Genomic DNA, 21,275 nt, shown 5'->3' with positions numbered 1-21,275 from the left:
GGTCAGTTCCCCTCTTTCAGCTGCGGATGGACAATCTGGCCGTCGCGCACCACGCAGGTGCCCGTCACGGTTTCGTCCTCGAGATTGAACTTGATGGTCTTGCTGTCCTTGTCCCAATGCGGGCTGAGGAAGTTCCACAGGTTCTTGGCATAGAGGTTGGAGGCATCGACCGGCACGCGGCTGGGATAGTTGCTGTAGCCGACAACCTTGACGCCGTTCACATCCACCACCTGGTCGGTCTTCGACAGCGGGCAATTGCCGCCGGACTCAACCGCCAGATCGATGATAACCGAACCCGGACGCATGGAGCGCACCATCTCCTCGGTCACCAGAACCGGCGCGGGACGGCCGGGGATCAGCGCGGTGGTGATGATGATGTCCTGCTTCTTCACCGTTTCGGCGATCAGGGTCGCCTGCTTGGCCTTGTACTCGGCCGACATTTCCTTGGCATAGCCGCCGGCGGTCTGCGAGCTGCGGGCTTCCTCGTCATCGACCCAGACGAACTTGCCGCCGAGGCTTTCGACCTGTTCCTTGGTGGCCGGGCGCACATCGGTGGCCGAGACCACGGCGCCGAGGCGCTTGGCGGTGGCAATCGCCTGCAGGCCGGCAACGCCGACGCCCATGATGAAAACGCGCGCCGGCGCGATGGTGCCGGCGGAGGTCATCATCATCGGGAAGGCGCGGCCGAAATGCCCTGCGGCATCGAGCACCGACTTGTAGCCGGCGAGATTGGACTGCGAGGAGAGAATATCCATCGACTGCGCACGGGTGATGCGCGGCATCAGTTCCATGGCATAGGCCGAGATGCCGGCAGCGGCATAAGCCTTGACCTGGTCGCGCTGCTGCAGCGGCTGCAGGGCCGCGACCAGCACGGCGCCTTTTTTCAGCAACGCCAGTTCGTCATTGCCCTCGGCCGCCGTCATCGGGCGCTGCACCTTCAGCACCAGATCGGCATCGCCGAGCGTGGTCTTCGCATCAGCGCCGATCTGCGCGCCCATGGCGGTGTATTGATCGTCGGGGATATCGGCCGCCATGCCGGCACCGGTCTCGACAACGACCGTGCAGCCCAGGCCAACGAATTTCTTCACCGTTTCAGGCGAGGCCGCGACGCGCTTTTCGCCGGCGCGACGTTCCTTCGGTATTCCGATTTTCATGACAGCTCCCCCCGCCGTACTTACCAAGATGGCGCAAAAACGGCGGCACCTGCCAGGGCGCCGCCGGATGGATCAGACCACGAAGATCGCCAGCAGAACCAGAAGGATGATGACAGCGATGCTGCCCCATTTGGTCATCGCCATGAAGCCATCCCAGGATGCCTTGTGATGGCTGATGTCCATGCTGCCCATCTTGTGCTCTTCGGCCATAGTATCCTCTTGATCGGTCGGTTTAGGGATTGACGTCGCTAGACGCTTGAATCGGACGGGATATTACGCTGGCGTCCGAAGGCCGCACAACCCTTCACCCGCATGGGAGCGGGCCGGTCCGGGGCCGGTTTCACCCGTCATTTCAGGCAATCAGCCCGACCAGCTGGCCGATCCGGCGGTTGGCAGCCGTGATGCGCGCCTGTCCGGCGGGATCGGCCGGGGCCGCAGAGCCCGCCTGCCCGGCGGTTTCGGCTGCGGCTGCGTCCGCCTCGGCCTCCTGCTGCTCCTGTTCGGCCCGCTTTTCCTCGCGGATCTGGGCCAGCGCCTGCAGCCGCAGTTGCGCGGCGGCGGCAGCCACTGCGCGATCCTGGCCCGAAGGATCGGCCGGGGCCAGCGCGGCAGCCGCGATCTGGGTGGCCTTTTGCAGCGTGGCTTCGGGGTCGTTCTCGGGGCCGATATCGATGGCGACCTCGCCGGACGTGGCATACATCTGGCCATCCGGTCCACGGGTGTAGCTGTAGCTCGGCGCCCCGGCATGGGCGCCGCCGGCCGCGGCATGGGCGCGCTCATGGGCGCGCACCTTGGCATCGATCTGCTTGAGCTTGGCGACCTGCGCCTGTTCCTCTTCGCTCAACTCGCCGGATGAGGCAGCATCACCGCCACCGGATTGCCCGGCCTCCTGCGCGGTCAGCAGGGTGGTGCCGGCCAGACGCCCGCCGCCGGTGGCGACAGCACCGCCGGATACAGAGGCAGAGCCAGAACCGCGGCGCGGCGCGAAACCGGTCTGCTGCTGGCTCTGTTGTTGCTGGCCCTGTTGTTGCTGGCTCTGTTGTTGCTGGCCCTGTTGCTGCTGGGCAGCGCTGGCGGCAGACAGGGACAGGCCGGGGAACTGGGCCTGCAGATTGGCGCGATTGAGCGCGCCATGCTCGCCGCAATCCAGCGACGCGCAGACAGCGCTGCCGTCACTGGCCAGGCTCTGCGGCGTGGTCGTCGCACTGCCGTAGCCCTGAATTGCGCCCGGCGAGAAAAGCGACAGGCTGCCGATCATGCGCGCTGCCGTGAAATGTTGTTACGAGGCTTTATTTTCGGCGCAAAAGCCGGCCGCGGCAACCCGGATTTCAGTGCCGGCGGCGCTGCTTAATGCCTGCGGCGCTGGCCCACCCGGGTCAGCCTGGTGGCAGCGCCCGGCGGAACCGGTGTGTCGCCCGTATCGGGCTGCACGCCATGGGCGCCATAGACCTCGTCGTCGCTGGCGCGATGGCGCTCGAGATCGCTTTCAAAGGCCTGCGGCTCATGGCCGGTGAGCGGCGACGCAGGCGGCATCGGTTTCTGCGGCGGCATGGGCACGGCTCCCTGTCGATTGCACCCCGATCGCTGGTAACAGGTCCGGGCGAACAAAGTTCCCTGGCAAACGGCAACTTTTACAACCGTCATGCCTGGCCTCCGTATTCTGTCATCCGGTCAGGGCATCAGGCCACCCGTAATTTCATTGCGCCTGCAAAGATACAGGGTGGCTGGTCACGAATTGCAGTTCTCAAGGGCGCGGAAAAGCCGGAGAATGTTTCCGCGAGACTGAAACAATGGCGCCGTCGGCGCCCGCAACGGAATTCCGCACCGAAGCACATCACTGAACAACGGCCAAACCGGGAACCAGCTGATGGCATTTGAACCGCGCAGCATCGATGCCGCGATCAACCAGCGTATTTTCGACACCTCGGTCGACCTGATTCTGGTGGTCGACCGCACTGGCAACCTGATCCGCGTCAGCCCCAGCTCGCTCGTCATCCTCGGCTATCCTTGCGAGGAGATGAACGGCCGCAGCGCCATCGACTTCCTGTATCCCGAGGATCTGGAAAACACCCGCAATGAAATGCGCCTGGCCCGCAAGGGCCGGCAGACCCGCAATTTCAAGTGCCGCTATGTGCATCGCGACGGCCGTGTGGTGCCGCTGGTCTGGACCGGCGTGTGGTCGGAACCCGAGCAGCAGCATTTCTTCATCGGTCGCGACATGACCGAGCACAATGCGCAGGAAGAGCGCCTGAACCGGTCGCAGCGGCTTGAGGCGATTGGCCAGCTGACCGGCGGCATTGCCCATGACTTCAACAATCTGCTGTCAGTGGTGATCGGCAATCTGGACCTGCTGTCGACCCAACCGACATTGGACAAGCAGGCCCATGAATACCTCGAAAATGCCCTGCAGGCCTCGCTGCGTGGCGCCGAGCTGACCCAACAGCTGCTGGCCTTCGCACGGCGCCAGTCGTTGATTGCACAACGCTTCGATCTCAATGAACGCATTGCCGGCACCATCGCGCTCCTGCGCCGGACCCTCGGCGAGAATATCGAGATCGTCACCGTGTTCGACGATGCACTGCATCCGGTCCTGGCCGATCCGGCGCAATTCGAGGCGGCCCTGGTCAACCTGACGATCAATGCACGCGATGCAATGCTCAGCGGTGGTCGCCTGACCATCGAAACACACGATGTCACGCTTGATGAGGATTACTGCCGCGCCAATACCGAGGTGCAGCCTGGCGATTACGTGATGACGGCGGTTTCCGATACCGGCACCGGCATGACAGCCGACATTATGGCGCGGGTTTTCGAGCCGTTCTTCACCACCAAGCCGGTCGGCAAGGGCACCGGTCTGGGCCTCAGCATGGTCTACGGCTTCGCACGCCAGTCCCGCGGCCATATCAAGGTTTACAGCGAGCTGGATCATGGCACCACGGTGCGCCTGTACCTGCCGCGCGCGACCGAAAGCGGCGCCGCGCTGCCGCAAGCCGGCGTGACGACACAGCCGGAACCGCGCGGTGGCGAATGCATTCTGGTGGTGGAAGACAATGTCCAGGTGCGCAAGATGGCGGTGGCACAGCTGAACCAGCTCGGCTACCAGGTCATCGAAGCCGAGAATGGCCAGATGGCCTTCAATATCCTGAAGCACAACGACACGATCGACCTGGTGTTCAGCGACATGGTGATGCCCGGTGGCATCAGCGGCGCCAAGCTGGCGATGCTGGCCCGGGGGCTACGCCCCGGCATCAAGCTGCTGTTGACATCGGGCTTCGCCAAGGGCGTGGTGCAGAATAGCGATGATTTTCCGGCGGCGGTCGACTTCCTCAACAAGCCCTATCGTCGGGCCGAGCTGGCCGCGAAACTGCGCAGCCTGTTCGATACGGTCCCGCGCTAGCAAGGCCCGCGCCAGCCTCAAGCCGGGGCGTCGAGCCCGGCCGTCTTCAGTGCCGCCTTCTGGCGCTGTTCCAGCGCCTTCACATCGAAACCGGCGATCAGGTCGTGGAACATGCGGTGCCAGTTGATCTCGGCCTTCAGGTGCAGGAACACTCCGCCCAGGCCAATCGCGGCACGATCCATGAAGACGAATTCGCGCGGCGGCGTGACACCGCCGAGGGACTTGAGCTGGTGGTGCACCTTCTCGGCCACCTCGCGGCCATAGACGCCGCTGGCCTCCATTTCCTGGATGCGGCGCGGACGGTCTTCCAGCAGCGGCGCATAGACGAATTCGGCCCAGAGATTGAGCGTGTCGATCACCTCGTTGCTCAAACCGGTGAAGCCCCAGGTTTCGTAGGCATGCACGGCGAGCGCGCGGTCGCCGGTGGAGATGGCGCGATAGAGATCGATCACGCCGCCGACGAATTTCGACGGGAAGATGCGCACACAGCCGAAATCGAGCAGGTTGATGCCGAGATCGTCGCGCACCGTGTAATTGCCCAGATGCGGGTCGCCATGGATCACGCCGCAGCGGTAGAACGGCACATACCAGGCGCGGAACAGGTTGAAGGCGATGCTGTTGCGCGTTTCCTGCGGCGCGTCCTTGAACTCCATCAGCCGCCGGCCCTCGAGCCAGCCCATCGCCAGCAGGCGTTTGGTGGTCAGCTCGGGCACCACGGCGGGCACATGCACGCCGGTTTCATCAGCCAGCATGGCGCTGTAGAGCCGCATATGGCGGCTTTCCAGCTCGTAATCCAGTTCCTCGCGTAAGCGCGCGGCGATCTCGTCATGGATATGCGTGGTGTCGATGGCGGCATCATAGCGGCGGTAGATGCCGAAAATCAGGCTGAGCTGGCGCAGGTCGGCCTCCACCGCGGAAGCCATGTCAGGGTATTGCAGCTTCACGGCAAGATCGCGGCCATCCAGCGCGGTGGCGCGATGCACCTGGCCGAGGCTGGCGGCAGCCGCAGCGGTGAGATCGAAGCTCTTGAACTTGGTCTGCCATTGCGGCCCAAGCTCGGCCTGCATGCGGCGCTTGACGAAAGCCTGGCCCATGGCCGGCGCGTTGGCCTGCAGCTGCGCCAGTTCCTGCACATATTCTTTCGGCAGCGCATCGGGGATGGTGGACATGATCTGCGCCACCTTCATCAGCGGGCCTTTCAGCCCGCCGAGCGCATTGCGCAGATCGACCGCATGCTGGGCGCGGTCCATCTTGACGCCGAGCACGCGTTCGGCACCCAGCCGTGCCGCCAGGCCGCCGACGGAGGCGCCGACCCTGGCGTAGCGGCGGACGCGGCCCAGCGTGCTGTCGCGCTCTGTCATTTAGGAGAGCTGCTCAAGCTCGTCGATGAAGCCGGAGATCACGCCAAGCCCCTTCGACCAGAAGGCGGGGTCGGAGGCATCGAGACCGAAGGGCTTGAGCAGCTCCTGGTGCCGCAGGGTGCCGCCGGCCTTGAGCATGGCGAAGTATTTGTCCTGGAAGCCGGCCTCGGCATCCTGGTAGCGCGCATAGAGCGCATTCACCAGGCAGTCGCCGAAGGCATAGGCGTAGACATAAAACGGCGAATGCACGAAATGCGGGATGTAGCACCAGAAGGTGCTGTAATCCTGGTCCAGCTTCAGCGCCGGCCCAAGGCTTTCCTTCTGCACGCCCATCCAGATTTCACCGATGCGGTCCGGCGTCAGCTCGCCCTCGCGCCGCGCCGCATGCAGGTTACGCTCGAATTTGAAGAAGGCGGTCTGGCGCACCACGGTGTTGATCATGTCCTCGACCTTGGAGGCCAGCATGATCTTGCGCCGCTCCGGCCCGGCGGCATCGAGCAGCGCGCGGAAGGTGAGCTGTTCGCCGAACACCGATGCGGTTTCCGCCAGGGTCAGCGGCGTGTCCGACATGAGCGGGCCCTGCTCGGCGGCGAGCAGCTGGTGCACGCCATGGCCCAACTCATGCGCCAGCGTCATCACGTCGCGCGTGCGGCCCTGATAGTTCAGCAGCAGATAGGGATGCGCGCTCGGCACGGTGGGATGCGCGAAGGCACCGGATGCCTTGCCCGGCCGGGCGGGGGCATCGATCCAGGCATTGTCGAAGAATTTCCGGCCCAGATCGGCCAGCTCCGGCGAAAAGCAGCCATAGGCCTTGAGCACGATATCGCGCGCCTCGTCCCAGGCGATCACGCGGTCATTGTCTTCGGGCAGCGGCGCGTTGCGGTCCCACCAGTTGAGCTTGCTGGCGCCCATCCACTTCGCTTTCAGCTTGTAATAGCGGTGCGAGAGTTTCGGATAGGCCGCCGTCACCGCATCGGTCAGCGCATTGACCACTTCCGGCTCGACGCAGTTGGACAAATGGCGATAGGCCTCCGGCGTCGGATACTTGCGCCAGCGGTCCTCGACCTCCTTGTCCTTGATCAGCGTGTTGGTGATCAGCGCGAACAGTCGCACATTCTGCTTGAACACCTTGGCCAGCGTCTTGCCGGCCAACTTGCGCGTCTTGGCATCCTTGTCCGACAGCTTGTGCAGCACCTGCTCGGCGGTGAGCTGCTCCTTGCCATAGGGGAAGCGCAGGCCGGCCATGGTTTCGTCGAACAGGCGGTTCCAGGCTGCGCGGCCAGCCACTGCTTTTTCATGCAGCAGCCGTTCCAGCTCGTCATCCAGCTGATGCTCGCGGAACAGCCGCAGGTCGCGCAGCCAGGGGCCGTAATGCGCCAGCTTCGGCGATTCCAGATACTTCTTCTCCAGCGCCGCTTCCTCGATGCGGTTCAGCTCCAGAGTCAGGAACAGCAGCTTGGTGGTGATGTCGTTCAGCTTCTCCTGCATGTCCTGGTAGAAGCCGGCGACCTTGGGGTCGGCCATATCGCCGGCATAGGCCAGCGAGGCGTAGGAATACATGCGACCGATCAGATCCTGCAGGGATTCATACTCGGCGATCACGCCAGCCAGATCATCGCCCGAAGCGGTGGCGATCCTGCCCTTCCAGTCCTGCTCCAGCTTGGCGCAGCGCGCGGCAACGGCGGCCAGGTCACGCTTCAGCTCGGCGGATTCCAGGCCGGGATAGAGATCGTTCAGATCCCAGACCGGCAGGGCGCCGAGATCATTGGCCGGCGTGGCGGGGGCAGCGGAAACGGCGGGAGAAGCCATGGGAAGACCCTTTGTTTTATAATCGCTCCAGTATATGGGCATCGCCGGCCGGTTTGACCAGCCCGTCCGTCATAACAGACCTGTAATCAGGCCAGCAGGAAATGCGCGTGGGCGGCGGCGACCGGGCGGGCCGGGTCGTCCTGCCAGGCCTCGGCGCGCACATTGGCGACACGACGGCCATGCTTGGTGATGATGGCGCGGGCAAAGGTTTCCACCGGCCGCGCCGAACGCAGGTAATCCACCTGCAGGTCGATGATTTTCGGAATCCGATCGGTCTCGGCCGACCAGATCAGCTGCACGATGGCGACCGATTCCAGCAGCGCCCCAACCACGCCGCCATGCAGGGCCGGCAGGCGCGCATTGCCGATCAGCTTGGGATCGGCCGGCAGCACGCAGATCAGCTCGCCCTCGCTCTCGCCCGCTTTCACAGTGAGGCCGAGGAAGCGGAAATACGGCACGGCAGCAAGGAACGGCGCGAAGTCGCGCTTGGTCCGGGCTTCGGCGATCAGGGTGGCGAAATCACTCATGCCTGCACCCCGGGAATTTTGGTGCCTTTGGGCAACGGCGGCTTGTCGGACGAACCGATCATGAAGGTGGCGACGCAATTGGCCACCAGATCGTCCGGCGTATCGGGGTGATAGGCACGGGCGCGCACAAAGGCAATCGAACGGGTCAGTTTGTAGCATTCCGCCGTGGCATAGACCGCCTTGTGCGCCAGTGCCGGCTTCAGATAGTCGATGCGCAGATCGAGCGTGGCGACCGCCTGCAGCTTCTGCATCGCGGCGAACACCGCCATGCCGGCGACGCTATCGACCAGCGAGGTGATGGCGCCGCCATGCAGGATGCCATTGGCCGGATCGCCGACCAGATCGGAATTGTAGGGCAGCGACAGCGTGACATGGCTGCGCTTGACCTCGATCACTTCGACGCCCAGCGCGGCGCAATAGGGAATCCCCTGACGGATCATGGCCTCGACCATCTTGGGGTCGATGCCATCGGCGCTCAGCTGGGGGATTTCACTCATCAGATCATGTTGTGGTAGCGGCGATACCAGTCGACGAAGCGCGGGATGCCGACATCGATCGGCGTGGTGGGCGCAAAGCCGGTGTCGCGCTGGATAGCCGAGATATCGGCGTAGGTGGCCGGCACATCGCCTTCCTGCATCGGCAGCAGCTGCTTCTCGGCCTTGCGGCCGGTGGCCTGCTCGATCAGTTCGATCATGCGCAGCAGCGGCTCGGACTTACTGTTGCCGATATTGTAGACGCGATAGGGCCGGCCCTGTTCGTTGGGCGGCGGCGGATGATCCAGCGTCTTGATGATGCCGCTGACGATATCATCGATATAGGTGAAATCGCGCTGCATGTTGCCGTGATTGAACACCTGGATCGGGCGGCCCTCGAAGATCGCCTTGGTGAAGATGAACATCGCCATGTCGGGCCGGCCCCAGGGACCATAGACGGTGAAGAAACGCAGCCCGGTCTGCGGGAAGCCGAACAGATGCGCATAGGCATGGCTGATCAGTTCGTCGGCCTTCTTGGTGGCGGCATAGAGCGAGATCGGCGAATCGACGCGGTCTTCCACAGCGAAAGGCAGCTTGGTATTGCCGCCATACACCGACGAAGAGGAGGCGTAGACCATATGCTCGCAGTTTTTCAGGCTGCGGCAGAATTCCAGCATCACGGTATGGCCGAGCACATTGGCGCGGATATACGCGTATGGATTGACCAGCGAATAGCGCACACCGGCCTGGGCGGCGAGATGGATCACTTTCGTGATATCAGCGCCTTTGGCCGCATCCCGCACTGCATCAGGTTCGGCGATATCGACCTGGAAAAATTTGAAGCCTTTTTTGCCCTGCAACTGCTCGAGTCGTGCGTGCTTGAGGCGCGGATCGTAATAATCGTTCAGATTATCGAGACCGATCACTTCTTCGCCGCGCTGCAGCAAAACCTGCGCGACATGAAAGCCGATAAAACCAGCGGCGCCGGTGAGCAGAATGGCCATAAAACGTCCGATACGGGCTGCGGTGTGATTGACTACCTCGGGCTATCTACCAGAATCACTTGAAAGAGCAACCGGCCCCGGATGCGGCGCATGGCAGCGGTTTTCCCTCGACCGAGCGGATGGACCGTCCTATAATTAGGTAAGTAATGCTGACCTAATTGGCAGCGGCCGAACCGGATCGGCGACTACGGTAGCGGGAGGAGCACCGGATGCTGGCGAATGTAACGCTGGACGACAAGTACACCCTCGAGCGCGGCCGGGTTTTCCTGACCGGCACCCAGGCGCTCGTGCGCCTGCCGATGCTGCAGCGAAAGCGCGATCTGGCCGCCGGGCTCAACACCGCCTCCTTCATCTCCGGCTATCGCGGCTCGCCGCTCGGCCTGTTCGACCAGCAGCTCTGGAAAGCCCGCAAGTTCCTTAAAGCGAACCATATCGAGTTCCAGCCCGGCGTGAACGAGGATCTGGCCGCCACCGCCGTCTGGGGCAGCCAGCAGCTCAACCTGTTCCCCAAGGCGAAATACGACGGCATCTTCTCGATCTGGTATGGCAAGGGCCCCGGCGTCGACCGCTCGATGGACGTGTTCAAGCATGCCAATGCCGCCGGCACCTCGCCGCATGGCGGTGTGCTGGCGCTGTGCGGCGACGATCATGGCGCCGCCTCCTCCACCGTGGCGCATCAGTCCGAACATATGATGATGGCCGCGATGATGCCGATGCTGCATCCGGCCAATGTGCAGGAATTCATCGATTACGGCCTGCTGGGCTGGGCGATGTCGCGCTATGCCGGCGTCTGGGTCGGTTTCAAGTGCCAGACCGAGACGGTGGAAAGCTCGGCCAGCGTGTCGATCGATCCTGACCGCCTGCAGATCGCCTATCCCACCGATTTCCAGATGCCGCCCGGCGGGCTGAACATCCGCTGGCCCGATGCCATCCTGGAACAGGAAGATCGCGTGCAGCGGCACAAGGCCTATGCCGCTCTGGCCTTTGCCCGCGCCAACAAGATCGACCGCGTGGTGATCGACAGCCCGCGCCCGCGGCTGGGCATCATCACCACCGGCAAGTCGTATCTCGATGTGCGCCAGGCGATGGAAGACCTCGGCATCAGCGAGGAAATGGCCGCCGATATGGGCATCCGCCTCTACAAGGTGGGCATGGTGTGGCCGCTGGAGCGCGAAGGCGCGCGGCATTTCGCCGAAGGCCTTGAAGAAGTGATCGTCGTCGAGGAAAAGCGTGCGATCATCGAGAACCAGCTGAAAGAGCAGCTGTATAACTGGCGCGAGGATGTGCGGCCGCGCGTGATCGGCAAGTTCGATGCGCAAGGCAACTGGCTGCTGCCGTCGGCGGGGGAAATCTCGCCCGCCATCGTCGCCAAGGCGCTGTATACTTGGCTCAAGCGCTATGGCACCAATGCCCGCATCGAGGAGCGCATTGCCTTCATCGAGCAGAAGGAGCGCGAGTCGGCTGCCAGCAGCATCGGCAAGACCCAGCGCACGCCGTATTTCTGCTCGGGCTGCCCGCACAACACCTCGACCCGCGTGCCCGAAGGCAGCCGCGCAGTGGCCGGCATCGGCTGCCACTTCATGTCGCTGTGGATGGACCGGTCGACCGCAACGTTTACGCAGATGGGCGGCGAAGGCACGCCGTGGATCGGCCAGGCGCCGTTCACCGAGGAAAACCATATCTTCGCCAATCTGGGCGATGGCACCTATTTCCATTCCGGTCTGCTGGCGCTGCGCGCCAGTGTCGCCGCCAAGGTGAACATCACCTACAAGATCCTGTTCAACGACGCGGTGGCGATGACCGGCGGCCAGCCGCATGACGGCCAGCTGACCCCGCCGCAGATTACGCTCCAGGTTTATGGCGAGGGCGTGCGCCGCATCGCCGTGGTGACCGACGAGCCTGACAAATATCCGGTCGGCACCGAATGGGCGCCGGGCACCACGATCCACAATCGCGACGAACTGGATGCCGTGCAGAAGGAACTGCGCGACATCGCCGGCTGCACCGTGCTGGTCTATGACCAGACCTGCGCCGCCGAAAAGCGCCGCCGCCGCAAGCGCGGCACCTTCCCCGATCCGGATCGCCGCGTCTTCATCAACGAGGCGGTCTGCGAGGGCTGCGGCGACTGTTCGGTGAAATCCAACTGCGTCTCGGTCGAGCCGCAGGAAACCGAACTGGGCCGCAAGCGCAAGATCAACCAGTCGTCCTGCAACAAGGACTTCTCCTGCGTGAAGGGCTTCTGCCCCAGCTTCGTCACCGTGCATGGCGGCAAGGTGAAGCGTGCCAAGGTGCAGGTGAAGAAGAATCCCGATGGCCTGGCGGATGACCTGTTCGGCAACCTGAAGACGCCGGAAGTGGCGCCGCTGGACCAGCCCTACAACATCCTGATCACCGGCATCGGCGGCACCGGCGTGGTGACGATTGGCCAGATTCTCGGCATGGCCGCGCATATCCAGGGCTATGGCACCAGCGTGCTGGATTTCACCGGCCTGGCGCAGAAGAACGGCGCCGTGCTGAGCCATGTTCGCATCGCCAAGACGCCGGAGGACATCCATGCCGTGCGCGTGGCGGCCGGCGGCGCCAACCTGGTGCTGGGCTGCGACATGGTGGTGGCCGCAGGAGACGCTGCACTGGAAAAGATGCAGCGCGGCGCCACACGGGCGCTGATCAACACGCATCTGACGCCCACGGCGGCCTTCCAGCTCAATCCGAACCTGGTGCTGGACGACCAGCAGATGGCGCAGGCGATCCGCAATGCCGCCGGCGAGAACCTGTCGGAATTCGTCGAGGCCACCCGCATCGCCACGGCGCTGATGGGCGATGCCATCGCCACCAACATGTTCATGCTGGGCTATGCCGTGCAGCGCGGCCTGCTGCCGGTGTCGCTCGATGCCCTGCTGCAGGCCATCGAGCTGAACGGTACGGCGATCGACGCCAACAAGCGGGCGCTGAACTGGGGCCGGCTCTATGCCCAGGATGCCAAGGTGGTGGATGACATCGCCCGCCCCACCGTGATGGCGATGGAACCCAAGGCGTTTGCCCGGACGGTGGACGAACTGCTGGCCGACCGCATGCCGCGCCTTGTCGCTTACCAGAACGAGGCTTACGCGCAGCGCTACAAGGCGCTGGTGGACAAGGCCCGCATTGCCGAGGCCGCCAAGGCCAAGGGCATGACCGGCTTTGCCGAAGCGGTGGCACGCTATGGCTACAAGCTGATGGCCTACAAGGACGAATACGAGGTCGCCCGACTCTACACCGATGGCGAATTCCTCAAGAAGCTGAATGCGCAGTTCGAGGGCGACTTCTCGCTCTCCTTCCATCTGTCGCCGCCGCTGCTCAACCCGCCCGATCCGGAAACCGGCATCGCGCAGAAGCAGCAGTTCGGCCCCTGGATGATGCGCGCCTTCAAGCTGCTCGCCAGGCTGAAGGGCCTGCGCGGTACGAAACTGGATGTGTTCGGCTATAGCCATGAGCGGCAGACCGAACGCCAGCTGATCGCCGATTACGTCACCCTGATCGAGGAACTCTGCGCCAAGATGACGCCGGACAATCATGGCCTTGCCGTGCAGCTGGCGAAGATCCCGGAAGACATCCGCGGCTATGGCCATGTGAAGGTGAAGCACCTGAAGGATGCCAAGGCCAAGGAAGCCAAGCTGCTGGCCAGCTTCCGCAGCCCGACACCGCTGGCGACGGCGGCGGAGTAAAGGAGCGCGTGTCATGGCCGGGCTTGTCCCGGCCATCCACGTCTTACTTCCGCAACGGCATGCCGCGACGTTACGACCTGATTGGTAATTGCAGGGCGGCGCGTGTCGTGGCTTGATCGCGCCATGACGACGCCAGAAACAATCCGTTTACAGCGCAGTGAAGGCACCAGCTTCGCGCTGCATCTCTACCCCGCTGCCGATCCCGCCGCACCGGCGATCCTGATCCAGCCGGCGATGGGGGTGAAAGCGGGCTATTACACGCCGCTCGCCACGGCTTTGTGCGAAGCCGGGCATAACGTGGCCGTCGCCGAGCTGCGCGGCCATGAAGAGAGCGGCGGCCGGCGGCCGGGACGCGATTACGATTTCGGCTATCACGACATGCTGACCGAGGACTGGCCGCAGGCGATTGCCGCCGTGAAGGCGCGTTTCCCCGGCACGCCCTTCTATCTCTACGGCCATTCGCTCGGCGGCCAGGTCAGCGCCATCTATGCCGCGCATCATCCCGATCAGCTGGACGGCCTGATCCTCACCGCTGTCAGTTCGGTACACTGGAAACTCTGGCCGCTGCCCTTCTGGCCCTACAGCCAGGCGGCGGTGCTGGCCGCCAGACTGCTGGGGCATTTCCCGGGTGCGACATTCAAATTCGCCGGCCGCGAGGCGCGCAGCGTGATCGCCGACTGGGGCCGGCAGGCGCGCACCGGGCGCTTCTATTTCGGCAAGCCACACAAGGTGGATCACGATGCCGTGCTGGCGACCATGACCCTGCCGGTGCTGGCGATCTCGCTGCAGGGCGATTTCTTCGCACCCAAGCATGCGCTGAACGATATCGTGCGGCGCTTCCCCAAGGCGGAAGTCTCCCGCCATCATCTCGACCCGAAAGCACTGGGCTTCGAGGGCATCGACCATTTCCGCTGGGTGCGCAAGCCGCAGGTGGTGCTGCCCACCGTGCTGGACTGGCTGAAACGCCGATGAAGGCTTGCGGGGCGGGCGCGGATCAGCCAGAACCGCATTCATGCTGACGCTGAAACCGCTCTACACGCCGTATCTGGAAAGCCTGTCCGCCAATCCGGCGGCGGTCCTGGCCGAGCATCCGAACCATGCCGCGGTGGCGGACCTCGCCGCCGAGGTGGCGACGGCCACGCTCGATCTCTATGAGCAGACCGGTGCCACCGATCCCTGGCTGAGCTATTTCGCGCTCCGCGAGGCCGACAATGCCCTGCTCGGCATCTGCAGCTTCAAATCGCCGCCGGTGCAGGGTCTGATCGAGATCGCCTATTTCACCTTTCCGGGGAACGAAGGCCAGGGCGTTGCCAGCGTGATGGCGCGCGAGCTGCTGAAGATCGCCTTCAACGAATACGAGATCCAGGCCGTGCTGGCGCATACCCTTCCGGAGGAAAACGCCTCGACGACGATCCTGCGCAAGCGTGGCTTCGATCTGGTGGAAGCGGTGGACGACCCTGACGACGGCCCGATCTGGCGCTGGGCGCTGCTGCGCCCGTGAGCTGCGGGGCTAGCGCCCCTCGTAGCATTTCACGCGGGTGACTTCGCCACTGTCGGTCTCGGTGCTTTTCTCGCGGTAGATTTCCATGGTGCCGCGATTCTTCAGACGGCATTCGCCGACCGGAAACCAGCTGGATTTCACCTGCACGATGATGAACTCGTTCGGCCCGAGCCGGTCGGGCGCGCAATAGCGGTTCACCTCGCGCGGCTTGGCGATCAGGGTCGAGTTGACCCGGCCCTCGCGGCGGACGCCGATCGGCCAGTTGTATTCGGTGAGATTGGCAACCGTGACACAGGCCTGGCTGTCATCGGTGACGGGGCGTTGCGGCTGCGCAACCGCCGTACTGATGGCTGCCACACCACAGAGCAGCAATGCGGCCAGGCCTGCGATACCGCCGGCAGGGCCGCTGCGCATGCTTACTCCGCCGCCGCTTCGTCGGCGCCGCGGCTGTCGGTCATGCCCAATGCATCCATATAGACCTGCAGCAGCGTCTCCTGCTCGTCCAGCTCGGCCTTGTCCATCTTGCGCAGACGGATCACCTGGCGAAGGATCTTCACGTCGAAGCCATGCGCCTTGGCCTCGGCATAGACTTCCTTGATGTCGTCGGCCAGCGCCTTCTTCTCTTCTTCCAGACGCTCGATGCGCGCAACCAGCTGGTTGAGCTGATCGGTCGAGAAGTTGCCGGACTTGAGTTTGGCCATGGGAGGCGACCTTTGCAAAACAGAATGAGAGACTGGGGTTGGCGCGGATTATAGCCAGCACGGCCGGCGCGCCTATGCCCGAAGCTCCCCTCGCCCACAGTTATCCACAGGAATGCGCCTGCTGTGGAAATCTAGTGTTTGTGGGTTTTCTGCGACTCGGCAAAGGCCTTCTGCTGCTCCGGCGAGGCTTCCTTCTGGTATTTCGCCTGCCAGTCGGCATAGGGCATGCCATAGACGATCTCGCGCGCCGCCATCTTCTCGATGGCGATTCCCTTGTCCTTCGCCGCATCCTGATACCAGTTCGACAGGCAGTTGCGGCAGAAGCCGGCCAGATTCATCAGGTCGATATTCTGCACATCGGTGCGGCTGCGCAGATGCTCGAGCAACCGGCGGAAAGCGGCGGCCTCGAGTTCGGTCTGCGTCTTGTCGTCGATTGGGTCGGCCATCTCTGCCTCCTAGTCGGGGATCTGGAAATTCACGGTCTCTGCGATCAGCCAGTCGACCACGGCGCGCAATGCCGCCGCTTTGTCCATGCCAGCATGTAGCGCATCGCGGTAGACTTGCAACTGCCGCTGGGCCGATGTGCCGCGGCGGAGAATGCCGCGCGCCCGCTCCACCTCGGCCAGACAGCCGAGCGCGACGGCCTCCTCGCGCACCAGGTCGATCAGTTCGTCCAGCAGTGCGCCATAGGGCATCGCCTGCCCCTTGCCGAAATCGACCAGATTGCCGGCGACACCATAGCGCTGGGCCAGCCAGCGGTTCTCGTCGATCAGGGTGTTGGCATAGATGCGCCAGCGCTGGTTCTTCTGTTTCAGCCGCAGGAGTGCCGCGAGCAGGCAGCGGAACAGGGCGGCGATGCTGATGCCGTCATCCAGCCGGGTGCAGACATCGGTGATGCGCAGCTCCAGCGTGGGATAGCGCGCCGAGGGGCGGATATCCCACCACAGCTTGGTCGCATCCTCGATCAGCCCGGCCTGCATCAGGCGGTTCACCAGCCGCTGGTATTCGCCCCAGGTTTCCAGGCGCTCGGGCAATCCGGTGCGCGGCAGACTGTCGAACACCGACAGCCGATAGGATTGCAGGCCGGTTTCCTCGCCCTGCCAGAAAGGCGAGGAGGCCGACAACGCCAGCAGATGCGGCAGGAAATAGCTGACCTGGTTCATCAGATCGATGCGCAGGTCTTCATCGGCAATGCCGACATGCACATGCAGGCCGCAGATGATCAGCCGCCGCGCCACGCCGGCCAGGTCATGCGCCAGGCGATCGTAACGGGCGCGGTCGGTATGCTTCTGCTCGCTCCATTTGGCAAACGGATGCGTGGATGCCGCAATCGGCGCGAGATTGTGCTTGGCCGCGACCCCGGCAATGGCGGAACGCAGGCGCACCAGGTCGGCACGCGCCTCGCCCATGTCGCGACAGACCTTGGTGACGATCTCGATCTGGCATTTGAGGAATTCGGGATTGATCTGGCCGCCGGCCAGCGCCTCGCATTCCTCCAGCAAAGCCGCCGGCGGTTCGACCGCCAGCACGCCGCTGCCGCGCTCGACCAGCAGATGCTCTTCCTCGATACCGATGGTGAAATCTTCAGCCATGCATCACGCGGCGCTGACGCTGGGGGCCAGAATGCCGGCCTCGGTGAGCATGCGGCGGAAGCAGCGTTCCAGCCGTCCGGCCCATTCCGCGATCCCGGCCTCGCTGGCGACCAGATCCTGTCGCACCTCGATCATCACATGATGCAGGCCGCGGTTCTGGCCGTGCTCGAAGATCGAATAGCCGGAATGGTCGCGACCGCTATAGGGCAGGTTATCGCCCACCAGCAGGTCGCCTTCGTCGCGCAGGGCCTGCAGCAGCGGCTGGGCCAGCCGGCCGTCGCGGTCCCAGACCACGCCGATATGCCAGGGCCGCGGCTCCTCGCGGGCGCGCAACGCCGGCGTGAAGCTGTGGATGGAGAGCAAGGCCGGCTGCGCGCTGCGCTGGCGCGCAGTGTCCAGCGTGTCGGCGATGGCGGCATGATAGGGGCGGAAATAGCGCGCCATGCGGCGTTCGCGCTCCGCCTCGCCCAGGTCGCGGTTGCCGGGCACCACCGTGCCGTCGCTGACCTCGCAGATCAGGGTCGGATCATCGGGCCGGCGATTGCAGTCGATCACCAGCCGCGACACACCCGACAGCACTGCCGGCGCATCCAGCGCGCGCGCCAGCTGCTCGGTGATCGCCGCGGTGCCGGGGTCCCAGCCGATATGCCGCAGCAGTTCGTCGTCAGGCAGGCCGAGATTGCGCAAGGCCGGCGGCACGATGCGGCTGGCATGGTCGCAGATCAGCACCGCGGGTGCGCGGCCCAGCGGATTGAGGACACGGAAACTCGGGGGTTCGGCGGCTTCGGTCATGAATCGGCGGGTTCGGATATGAAACAGCCGGCGAAACCGGTGCGGAAATCGGGGTGGCGGGTTTGCATAACCAAGGCAGGCTGCACTAAGGTTGCGGCGACATTTTGACCAATCATAACCGAAACGAAGCCGTGCTGCACCATATCGCCATTGTTGGCAGCGGTCCTTCCGGACTGTTCTGCGCCGATGCCCTGCTCCGCCAGAAGCCGGAGCTGAAAATCGATGTCTTCGATCGCCTGCCGACGCCCTACGGGCTGGTGCGGTTCGGCGTCGCCCCCGACCACCAGGGCACCAAGGCGGTGACCCGGCAGTTCGACCGCCTGTTCGCCGGTGGCAATGTGCGCTTCCTCGGCCATGTCCAGGTCGGCACCGACCTGCCGCTGGCCGACCTGCGCAGCCATTACGATGCCGTGGTGCTGGCGCTGGGTGCCCATGCCGACCGGCCGCTGGGCATTCCCGGCGAGGATCTGCCCGGCCGCTATGGCTCGATGGCCTTTGTCGGCTGGTATAACGGCCATCCCGATTTCCGCGCGCTCGAACCGCTGCTGGACAAACCCGGCGCGGCCGTGATCGGCATGGGCAATGTCGCCATCGACATCGTGCGCGTGCTGGGCAAGACCAAAGCAGAGATGGCAAGCAGCGACCTGACCGCCCATGCCGCAGACATGATCGCGGCGGCACCGCTGACCGATCTTTACATCCTCGGCCGGCGCGGCCCGGTGGAGGCCAGTTTCACCAGTGCCGAACTGGCGGAACTCGGCCGGCTGGAACGCCTGCGCCCGATCGTTCAGAAGAGCGATCTGCCTGCGGCACTGCCGGCCGGCCTCGATCCGAACGAGGCCCGGGTGAAGGAAAAGAATCTGTCGATCCTGCATGAATTCGCCGCGCGCGAGGACGACAAGCCGATCAGGCTGCATTTCCTGTTTAACGCCATCCCTGAAGCCATCACCGGCAGCAGCCGCGTCGAGGGCCTGCAGATCAAGAACGGTCCGACGCTCGATGTCGGCACCGTCATCAGCGCGATTGGCTATCGCACGGCAGCCGACGGCGACCTGCCGCAGAGCGATGAGCGCGGCGTGATCGCCAATACCGATGGCCGCATCGCGCCGGGCCTTTATGTGGTGGGCTGGGCCAAGCGCGGGCCTTCGGGCACCATCCCGACCAACCGCGCTGAGGCAAAGACCGTGGCCGATCTGCTGCTCGCCGATTACGCCACCGACTCTACACCGGCCAAGGAAGGTTCGGCGGCACTGGATGCCTGGCTGCAAAGCCGTGGCGTGCCTGTGATGGACTGGACCTGCTGGAAGCGCATCGAGGCGGCGGAAACCACCGCCGCGACACCGGGCAGCCCGCGTGCCAAACTGGCCGCCTGGGAAGACCTGCGGAAGCACCGCTAGCATGAAGCTCTACAATAACGATGGCTCGCCTTTCGCTGCCCGTGTGCGCATGCTGTTGCGCGCCAAAGGCGGTGCGCAGATCGAACTGGTGAAGCCCGGTGCCGATTTCCGCAGCATGGCTCCCATCGGCAAGATTCCCGCGTTGCTGCTGGATGACGGCACATTGCTGCCGGAATCGGAAGTGATCTGCGGCTATCTCGATGCCGTCCTGGGCGGCCCGTCGCTGTATCTCGACACGCCGGAAGCGCGCGCCCGCGTCACACTGATGGTGCGGCTGTCCGACCTTTATCTGGCACCGCCGCTGCATGATTTCTTCGTGCTGCTGTTCACCGACCCGGGCAATCGTGAGGCGCTCGAGGCCCTGACCCCGGCTTTCGCGCGCGGGCTGAAATTCCTCGACATCTACGTGGCAAAGGATGGCTGCGCCGCCGAGGCACGGTTCAGCCAGGCCGATTGCGCGCTAAGCCCCATGCTGTTCTATGTCGATGAAGTGCTGCCCGGCCTGATCGGTCAGAACCTGCTGGAAAAGCGACCGATGCTCAGCGCCTACTGGCAACGCATCAAGGCGCATCCGACTGCAGCCCCGGTGCTGGATGAAGTCCGCGCCAGTTGGCGGTCCTATCAGCAGAAGTTTCAGGCGACGCAGTGAGCGATCCGGCCAGCCCGCCGACCCTGCCGGTCTGGCCGGTGCTGGCAGCCACCACCGGTACGCAGTCGATCACCACATTATGCGCACTGGCATTATCAGCCGTGGCGCCGAAAGCCGCTGCCGAACTGGGCACCGGCCCCGGCCTGGCCGGCTATCAGGTCAGCCTGGTCTATGCCGGTGCCGTGGTGACATCGCTGATCGGCGGCGGTTTTGTGCGTCGCCTCGGCGCCGGGCGCACCAGCCAGATGGCACTGTGGCTCGCCGCTTTCGGCTGCCTGATCTCGGCCTGGGGCACCCTGCAGGCCCTGGTGCTGGGCGCCCTGGTGATCGGCCTGGGCTATGGCTGCACCAATCCGGCCGCCTCGCATCTGCTGTCGCGCACACGCAGCGGCGCGCATATGAACCTGATCTTTTCGATCAAGCAATGCGGCGTGCCGATTGGCGGCATGCTGGCCGGCCTGCTGATTCCACCGATCACGCTGGCACTCAACTGGCAGATCGGACTGGCCTTCTGTGCCCTGCTCGGCTTTGGCCTCAGCCTGCTGCTGCAGCGGGCACGGCGGTCATGGGATATCGACCGGCTGCCTGATGCGCCGCTGCTGCTCTCGCCGCTGGCAGGCCTGCGCGTGGTGTGGCGGCATCCGATCCTGCGCTGGCTGGCCCTGTGTTCGTTTGCCTATTCCGCCGTGCAGCTCAGCCTGACCGGCCTGCTGGTCACCTATCTGGTCACCGAAGTCGGACTGCATCTGGTGCTGGCCGGCACGATGCTGGCGCTGGCACAGACCGCCGGCGCGTTCGGCCGTCTCGCCTGGGGCTGGCTCGCCGACCGCCTGAAATCGGGATCGAAGGTGCTGATCCTGAACGGCGTGGTGGCGATGCTGGCCGCCATTCTCACGGCATTGATCGATACCAACTGGCCACTCAGCCTGACCGGTGCCACCGTGATGCTGTTCGGATTCTGCGCCATTGGCTGGAACGGTGTGTTCATGGCGGTGATCGCGCGCCAGGCACCGCCGCAAAGCATCGGCCTGGCCACCGGCGCCACGCTGAGCATCACCTTTGCCGGCGTGGTGATCGGCCCATCCAGCTTCGCCTTGATGCATGACGAGCTGGGCCTGAGCTATGCCGACGGCTATCTGCTGATGGCCTTCGTCACCCTGATCGGCGCGCTGTGCATGGTGATCGCGCGTCGTGGCATTCCGGCGCGCTGACGC

At 64.3% G+C, this 21,275-nt stretch carries 21 protein-coding genes; 7 read left to right on the top strand and 14 right to left on the bottom strand.

What is annotated here, in order from left to right; all coding sequences use genetic code 11:
- Positions 1 to 2: 2 nt before the first annotated feature.
- From AAG799_RS01105 to AAG799_RS01090, 4 genes are all read right to left on the bottom strand, one after another.
- Positions 3 to 1,154 carry a Re/Si-specific NAD(P)(+) transhydrogenase subunit alpha gene (locus AAG799_RS01105; protein ID WP_341893938.1) on the bottom strand — a complete coding sequence of 384 codons (1,152 nt, stop codon included), beginning with the start codon at positions 1,152 to 1,154 and terminating at the stop codon, positions 3 to 5.
- Positions 1,155 to 1,226: 72 nt separating this feature from the next.
- Positions 1,227 to 1,364 (bottom strand): aa3-type cytochrome c oxidase subunit IV, encoded by a 138-nt coding sequence (locus AAG799_RS01100; RefSeq protein ID WP_341893937.1) that lies wholly within the window; start codon positions 1,362 to 1,364, stop codon positions 1,227 to 1,229.
- Positions 1,365 to 1,506: 142 nt separating this feature from the next.
- A complete protein-coding gene (locus AAG799_RS01095; protein ID WP_341893936.1) occupies positions 1,507 to 2,412 on the bottom strand; it encodes a putative metalloprotease CJM1_0395 family protein in 906 nt (301 codons plus the stop codon).
- A gap of 89 nt (positions 2,413 to 2,501) precedes the next feature.
- Positions 2,502 to 2,705, bottom strand: a complete 204-nt coding sequence (locus AAG799_RS01090; RefSeq protein WP_341893935.1) for a hypothetical protein — start codon at positions 2,703 to 2,705, stop codon at positions 2,502 to 2,504.
- Between the two features lie 316 nt (positions 2,706 to 3,021).
- On the opposite strand from AAG799_RS01090, the gene AAG799_RS01085 reads away from it, so the two are divergent.
- Positions 3,022 to 4,551 (top strand): ATP-binding protein, encoded by a 1,530-nt coding sequence (locus AAG799_RS01085; RefSeq protein ID WP_341893934.1) that lies wholly within the window; start codon positions 3,022 to 3,024, stop codon positions 4,549 to 4,551.
- 17 nt (positions 4,552 to 4,568) lie between these two features.
- Here AAG799_RS01085 and AAG799_RS01080 read toward each other — a convergent pair whose 3' ends face one another.
- The 5 genes from AAG799_RS01080 to AAG799_RS01060 all read right to left on the bottom strand — a co-directional run bounded on the left by AAG799_RS01080 (position 4,569) and on the right by AAG799_RS01060 (position 9,725).
- Positions 4,569 to 5,912 (bottom strand): AarF/ABC1/UbiB kinase family protein, encoded by a 1,344-nt coding sequence (locus AAG799_RS01080; RefSeq protein ID WP_341893933.1) that lies wholly within the window; start codon positions 5,910 to 5,912, stop codon positions 4,569 to 4,571.
- Positions 5,913 to 7,721, bottom strand: coding sequence for a M3 family oligoendopeptidase (locus AAG799_RS01075; RefSeq protein ID WP_341893931.1), 1,809 nt, complete (start codon positions 7,719 to 7,721; stop codon positions 5,913 to 5,915). It lies immediately after the preceding gene.
- 86 nt (positions 7,722 to 7,807) lie between these two features.
- Positions 7,808 to 8,248, bottom strand: a complete 441-nt coding sequence (locus AAG799_RS01070; protein WP_341893930.1) for a PaaI family thioesterase — start codon at positions 8,246 to 8,248, stop codon at positions 7,808 to 7,810.
- On the bottom strand, positions 8,245 to 8,745 hold the full coding sequence (locus AAG799_RS01065) for a PaaI family thioesterase (protein WP_341893929.1): 501 nt from the start codon (positions 8,743 to 8,745) through the stop codon (positions 8,245 to 8,247). The genes AAG799_RS01070 and AAG799_RS01065 overlap by 4 nt, the downstream gene beginning before the upstream one ends.
- On the bottom strand, positions 8,745 to 9,725 hold the full coding sequence (locus AAG799_RS01060; protein ID WP_341893928.1) for an NAD-dependent epimerase/dehydratase family protein: 981 nt from the start codon (positions 9,723 to 9,725) through the stop codon (positions 8,745 to 8,747). The genes AAG799_RS01065 and AAG799_RS01060 overlap by 1 nt, the downstream gene beginning before the upstream one ends.
- A gap of 209 nt (positions 9,726 to 9,934) precedes the next feature.
- Here AAG799_RS01060 and AAG799_RS01055 point away from each other — a divergent pair, with 209 nt between their 5' ends.
- The 3 genes from AAG799_RS01055 (at position 9,935) to AAG799_RS01045 (ending at position 14,930) form a co-directional block, all read left to right on the top strand.
- Positions 9,935 to 13,429, top strand: a complete 3,495-nt coding sequence (locus AAG799_RS01055; RefSeq protein ID WP_341893927.1) for an indolepyruvate ferredoxin oxidoreductase family protein — start codon at positions 9,935 to 9,937, stop codon at positions 13,427 to 13,429.
- A 123-nt stretch (positions 13,430 to 13,552) separates the two neighbouring features.
- Positions 13,553 to 14,401: an alpha/beta fold hydrolase gene (locus AAG799_RS01050; RefSeq protein WP_341893926.1), complete on the top strand. Its 849-nt coding sequence runs from the start codon at positions 13,553 to 13,555 to the stop codon at positions 14,399 to 14,401.
- 40 nt (positions 14,402 to 14,441) lie between these two features.
- Positions 14,442 to 14,930, top strand: a complete 489-nt coding sequence (locus AAG799_RS01045) for a GNAT family N-acetyltransferase (RefSeq protein ID WP_341893925.1) — start codon at positions 14,442 to 14,444, stop codon at positions 14,928 to 14,930.
- Positions 14,931 to 14,939: 9 nt separating this feature from the next.
- Here the strand turns inward: AAG799_RS01045 and AAG799_RS01040 are convergent, their stop codons facing one another.
- From AAG799_RS01040 to AAG799_RS01020, 5 genes are all read right to left on the bottom strand, one after another.
- On the bottom strand, positions 14,940 to 15,344 hold the full coding sequence (locus tag AAG799_RS01040) for a hypothetical protein (protein ID WP_341893924.1): 405 nt from the start codon (positions 15,342 to 15,344) through the stop codon (positions 14,940 to 14,942).
- Between the two features lie 2 nt (positions 15,345 to 15,346).
- On the bottom strand, positions 15,347 to 15,631 hold the full coding sequence (locus AAG799_RS01035) for a DUF2312 domain-containing protein (protein ID WP_341893923.1): 285 nt from the start codon (positions 15,629 to 15,631) through the stop codon (positions 15,347 to 15,349).
- 131 nt (positions 15,632 to 15,762) lie between these two features.
- Positions 15,763 to 16,077: a DUF1244 domain-containing protein gene (locus AAG799_RS01030; RefSeq protein ID WP_341893922.1), complete on the bottom strand. Its 315-nt coding sequence runs from the start codon at positions 16,075 to 16,077 to the stop codon at positions 15,763 to 15,765.
- Between the two features lie 9 nt (positions 16,078 to 16,086).
- The gene (locus AAG799_RS01025; protein ID WP_341893921.1) at positions 16,087 to 17,223 is read right to left on the bottom strand and encodes a carboxylate-amine ligase; all 1,137 of its coding nucleotides are present in this window, start codon (positions 17,221 to 17,223) and stop codon (positions 16,087 to 16,089) included.
- Positions 17,224 to 17,226: 3 nt separating this feature from the next.
- Positions 17,227 to 18,015: an N-formylglutamate amidohydrolase gene (locus AAG799_RS01020; protein WP_341893920.1), complete on the bottom strand. Its 789-nt coding sequence runs from the start codon at positions 18,013 to 18,015 to the stop codon at positions 17,227 to 17,229.
- Between the two features lie 104 nt (positions 18,016 to 18,119).
- Between AAG799_RS01020 and AAG799_RS01015 the strand changes: the two genes are divergently transcribed.
- Genes AAG799_RS01015 through AAG799_RS01005 form a run of 3 tightly spaced genes read left to right on the top strand, consistent with a single transcriptional unit; the run spans position 18,120 to position 21,272 of the window.
- Positions 18,120 to 19,412 carry a ferredoxin-NADP reductase gene (locus AAG799_RS01015; RefSeq protein WP_341893919.1) on the top strand — a complete coding sequence of 431 codons (1,293 nt, stop codon included), beginning with the start codon at positions 18,120 to 18,122 and terminating at the stop codon, positions 19,410 to 19,412.
- Position 19,413: 1 nt separating this feature from the next.
- Complete coding sequence (locus AAG799_RS01010) at positions 19,414 to 20,061, top strand: glutathione S-transferase family protein (RefSeq protein ID WP_341893918.1); 648 nt, start codon at positions 19,414 to 19,416, stop codon at positions 20,059 to 20,061.
- Entirely contained in the window at positions 20,058 to 21,272 is a 1,215-nt protein-coding gene (locus AAG799_RS01005; RefSeq protein WP_341893917.1) for an MFS transporter, read from the top strand. Before AAG799_RS01010 ends, AAG799_RS01005 begins: the two co-directional genes overlap by 4 nt.
- The last annotated feature ends 3 nt before the right edge of the window (positions 21,273 to 21,275 follow it).

It is taken from the genome of Ferrovibrio terrae (genome assembly GCF_943371255.1).
Lineage (GTDB): Bacteria > Pseudomonadota > Alphaproteobacteria > Ferrovibrionales > Ferrovibrionaceae > Ferrovibrio > Ferrovibrio terrae_B.
The sequence above is the reverse complement of the archived record's forward strand: the minus strand, read 5'-3'. Positions and strand labels throughout refer to the sequence as shown.

Excerpts from the sequence above, each read along its gene's own strand:
- AAG799_RS01055 (WP_341893927.1), top strand. The coding sequence starts at position 9,935 with ATGCTGGCGAATGTAACGCTGGACGACAAGTACACCCTCGAGCGCGGC.
- AAG799_RS01010 (WP_341893918.1), top strand. The coding sequence starts at position 19,414 with ATGAAGCTCTACAATAACGATGGCTCGCCTTTCGCTGCCCGTGTGCGC.
- AAG799_RS01080 (WP_341893933.1), bottom strand. The coding sequence starts at position 5,912 with ATGACAGAGCGCGACAGCACGCTGGGCCGCGTCCGCCGCTACGCCAGG.
- AAG799_RS01020 (WP_341893920.1), bottom strand. The coding sequence starts at position 18,015 with ATGACCGAAGCCGCCGAACCCCCGAGTTTCCGTGTCCTCAATCCGCTG.
- AAG799_RS01075 (WP_341893931.1), bottom strand. The coding sequence starts at position 7,721 with ATGGCTTCTCCCGCCGTTTCCGCTGCCCCCGCCACGCCGGCCAATGAT.
- AAG799_RS01040 (WP_341893924.1), bottom strand. The coding sequence starts at position 15,344 with ATGCGCAGCGGCCCTGCCGGCGGTATCGCAGGCCTGGCCGCATTGCTG.
- AAG799_RS01070 (WP_341893930.1), bottom strand. The coding sequence starts at position 8,248 with ATGAGTGATTTCGCCACCCTGATCGCCGAAGCCCGGACCAAGCGCGAC.
- AAG799_RS01065 (WP_341893929.1), bottom strand. The coding sequence starts at position 8,745 with ATGAGTGAAATCCCCCAGCTGAGCGCCGATGGCATCGACCCCAAGATG.
- AAG799_RS01090 (WP_341893935.1), bottom strand. The coding sequence starts at position 2,705 with ATGCCGCCGCAGAAACCGATGCCGCCTGCGTCGCCGCTCACCGGCCAT.
- AAG799_RS01105 (WP_341893938.1), bottom strand. The coding sequence starts at position 1,154 with ATGAAAATCGGAATACCGAAGGAACGTCGCGCCGGCGAAAAGCGCGTC.
- AAG799_RS01060 (WP_341893928.1), bottom strand. The coding sequence starts at position 9,725 with ATGGCCATTCTGCTCACCGGCGCCGCTGGTTTTATCGGCTTTCATGTC.
- AAG799_RS01050 (WP_341893926.1), top strand. The coding sequence starts at position 13,553 with ATGACGACGCCAGAAACAATCCGTTTACAGCGCAGTGAAGGCACCAGC.
- AAG799_RS01100 (WP_341893937.1), bottom strand. The coding sequence starts at position 1,364 with ATGGCCGAAGAGCACAAGATGGGCAGCATGGACATCAGCCATCACAAG.
- AAG799_RS01045 (WP_341893925.1), top strand. The coding sequence starts at position 14,442 with ATGCTGACGCTGAAACCGCTCTACACGCCGTATCTGGAAAGCCTGTCC.
- AAG799_RS01025 (WP_341893921.1), bottom strand. The coding sequence starts at position 17,223 with ATGGCTGAAGATTTCACCATCGGTATCGAGGAAGAGCATCTGCTGGTC.
- AAG799_RS01095 (WP_341893936.1), bottom strand. The coding sequence starts at position 2,412 with ATGATCGGCAGCCTGTCGCTTTTCTCGCCGGGCGCAATTCAGGGCTAC.
- AAG799_RS01035 (WP_341893923.1), bottom strand. The coding sequence starts at position 15,631 with ATGGCCAAACTCAAGTCCGGCAACTTCTCGACCGATCAGCTCAACCAG.
- AAG799_RS01030 (WP_341893922.1), bottom strand. The coding sequence starts at position 16,077 with ATGGCCGACCCAATCGACGACAAGACGCAGACCGAACTCGAGGCCGCC.
- AAG799_RS01085 (WP_341893934.1), top strand. The coding sequence starts at position 3,022 with ATGGCATTTGAACCGCGCAGCATCGATGCCGCGATCAACCAGCGTATT.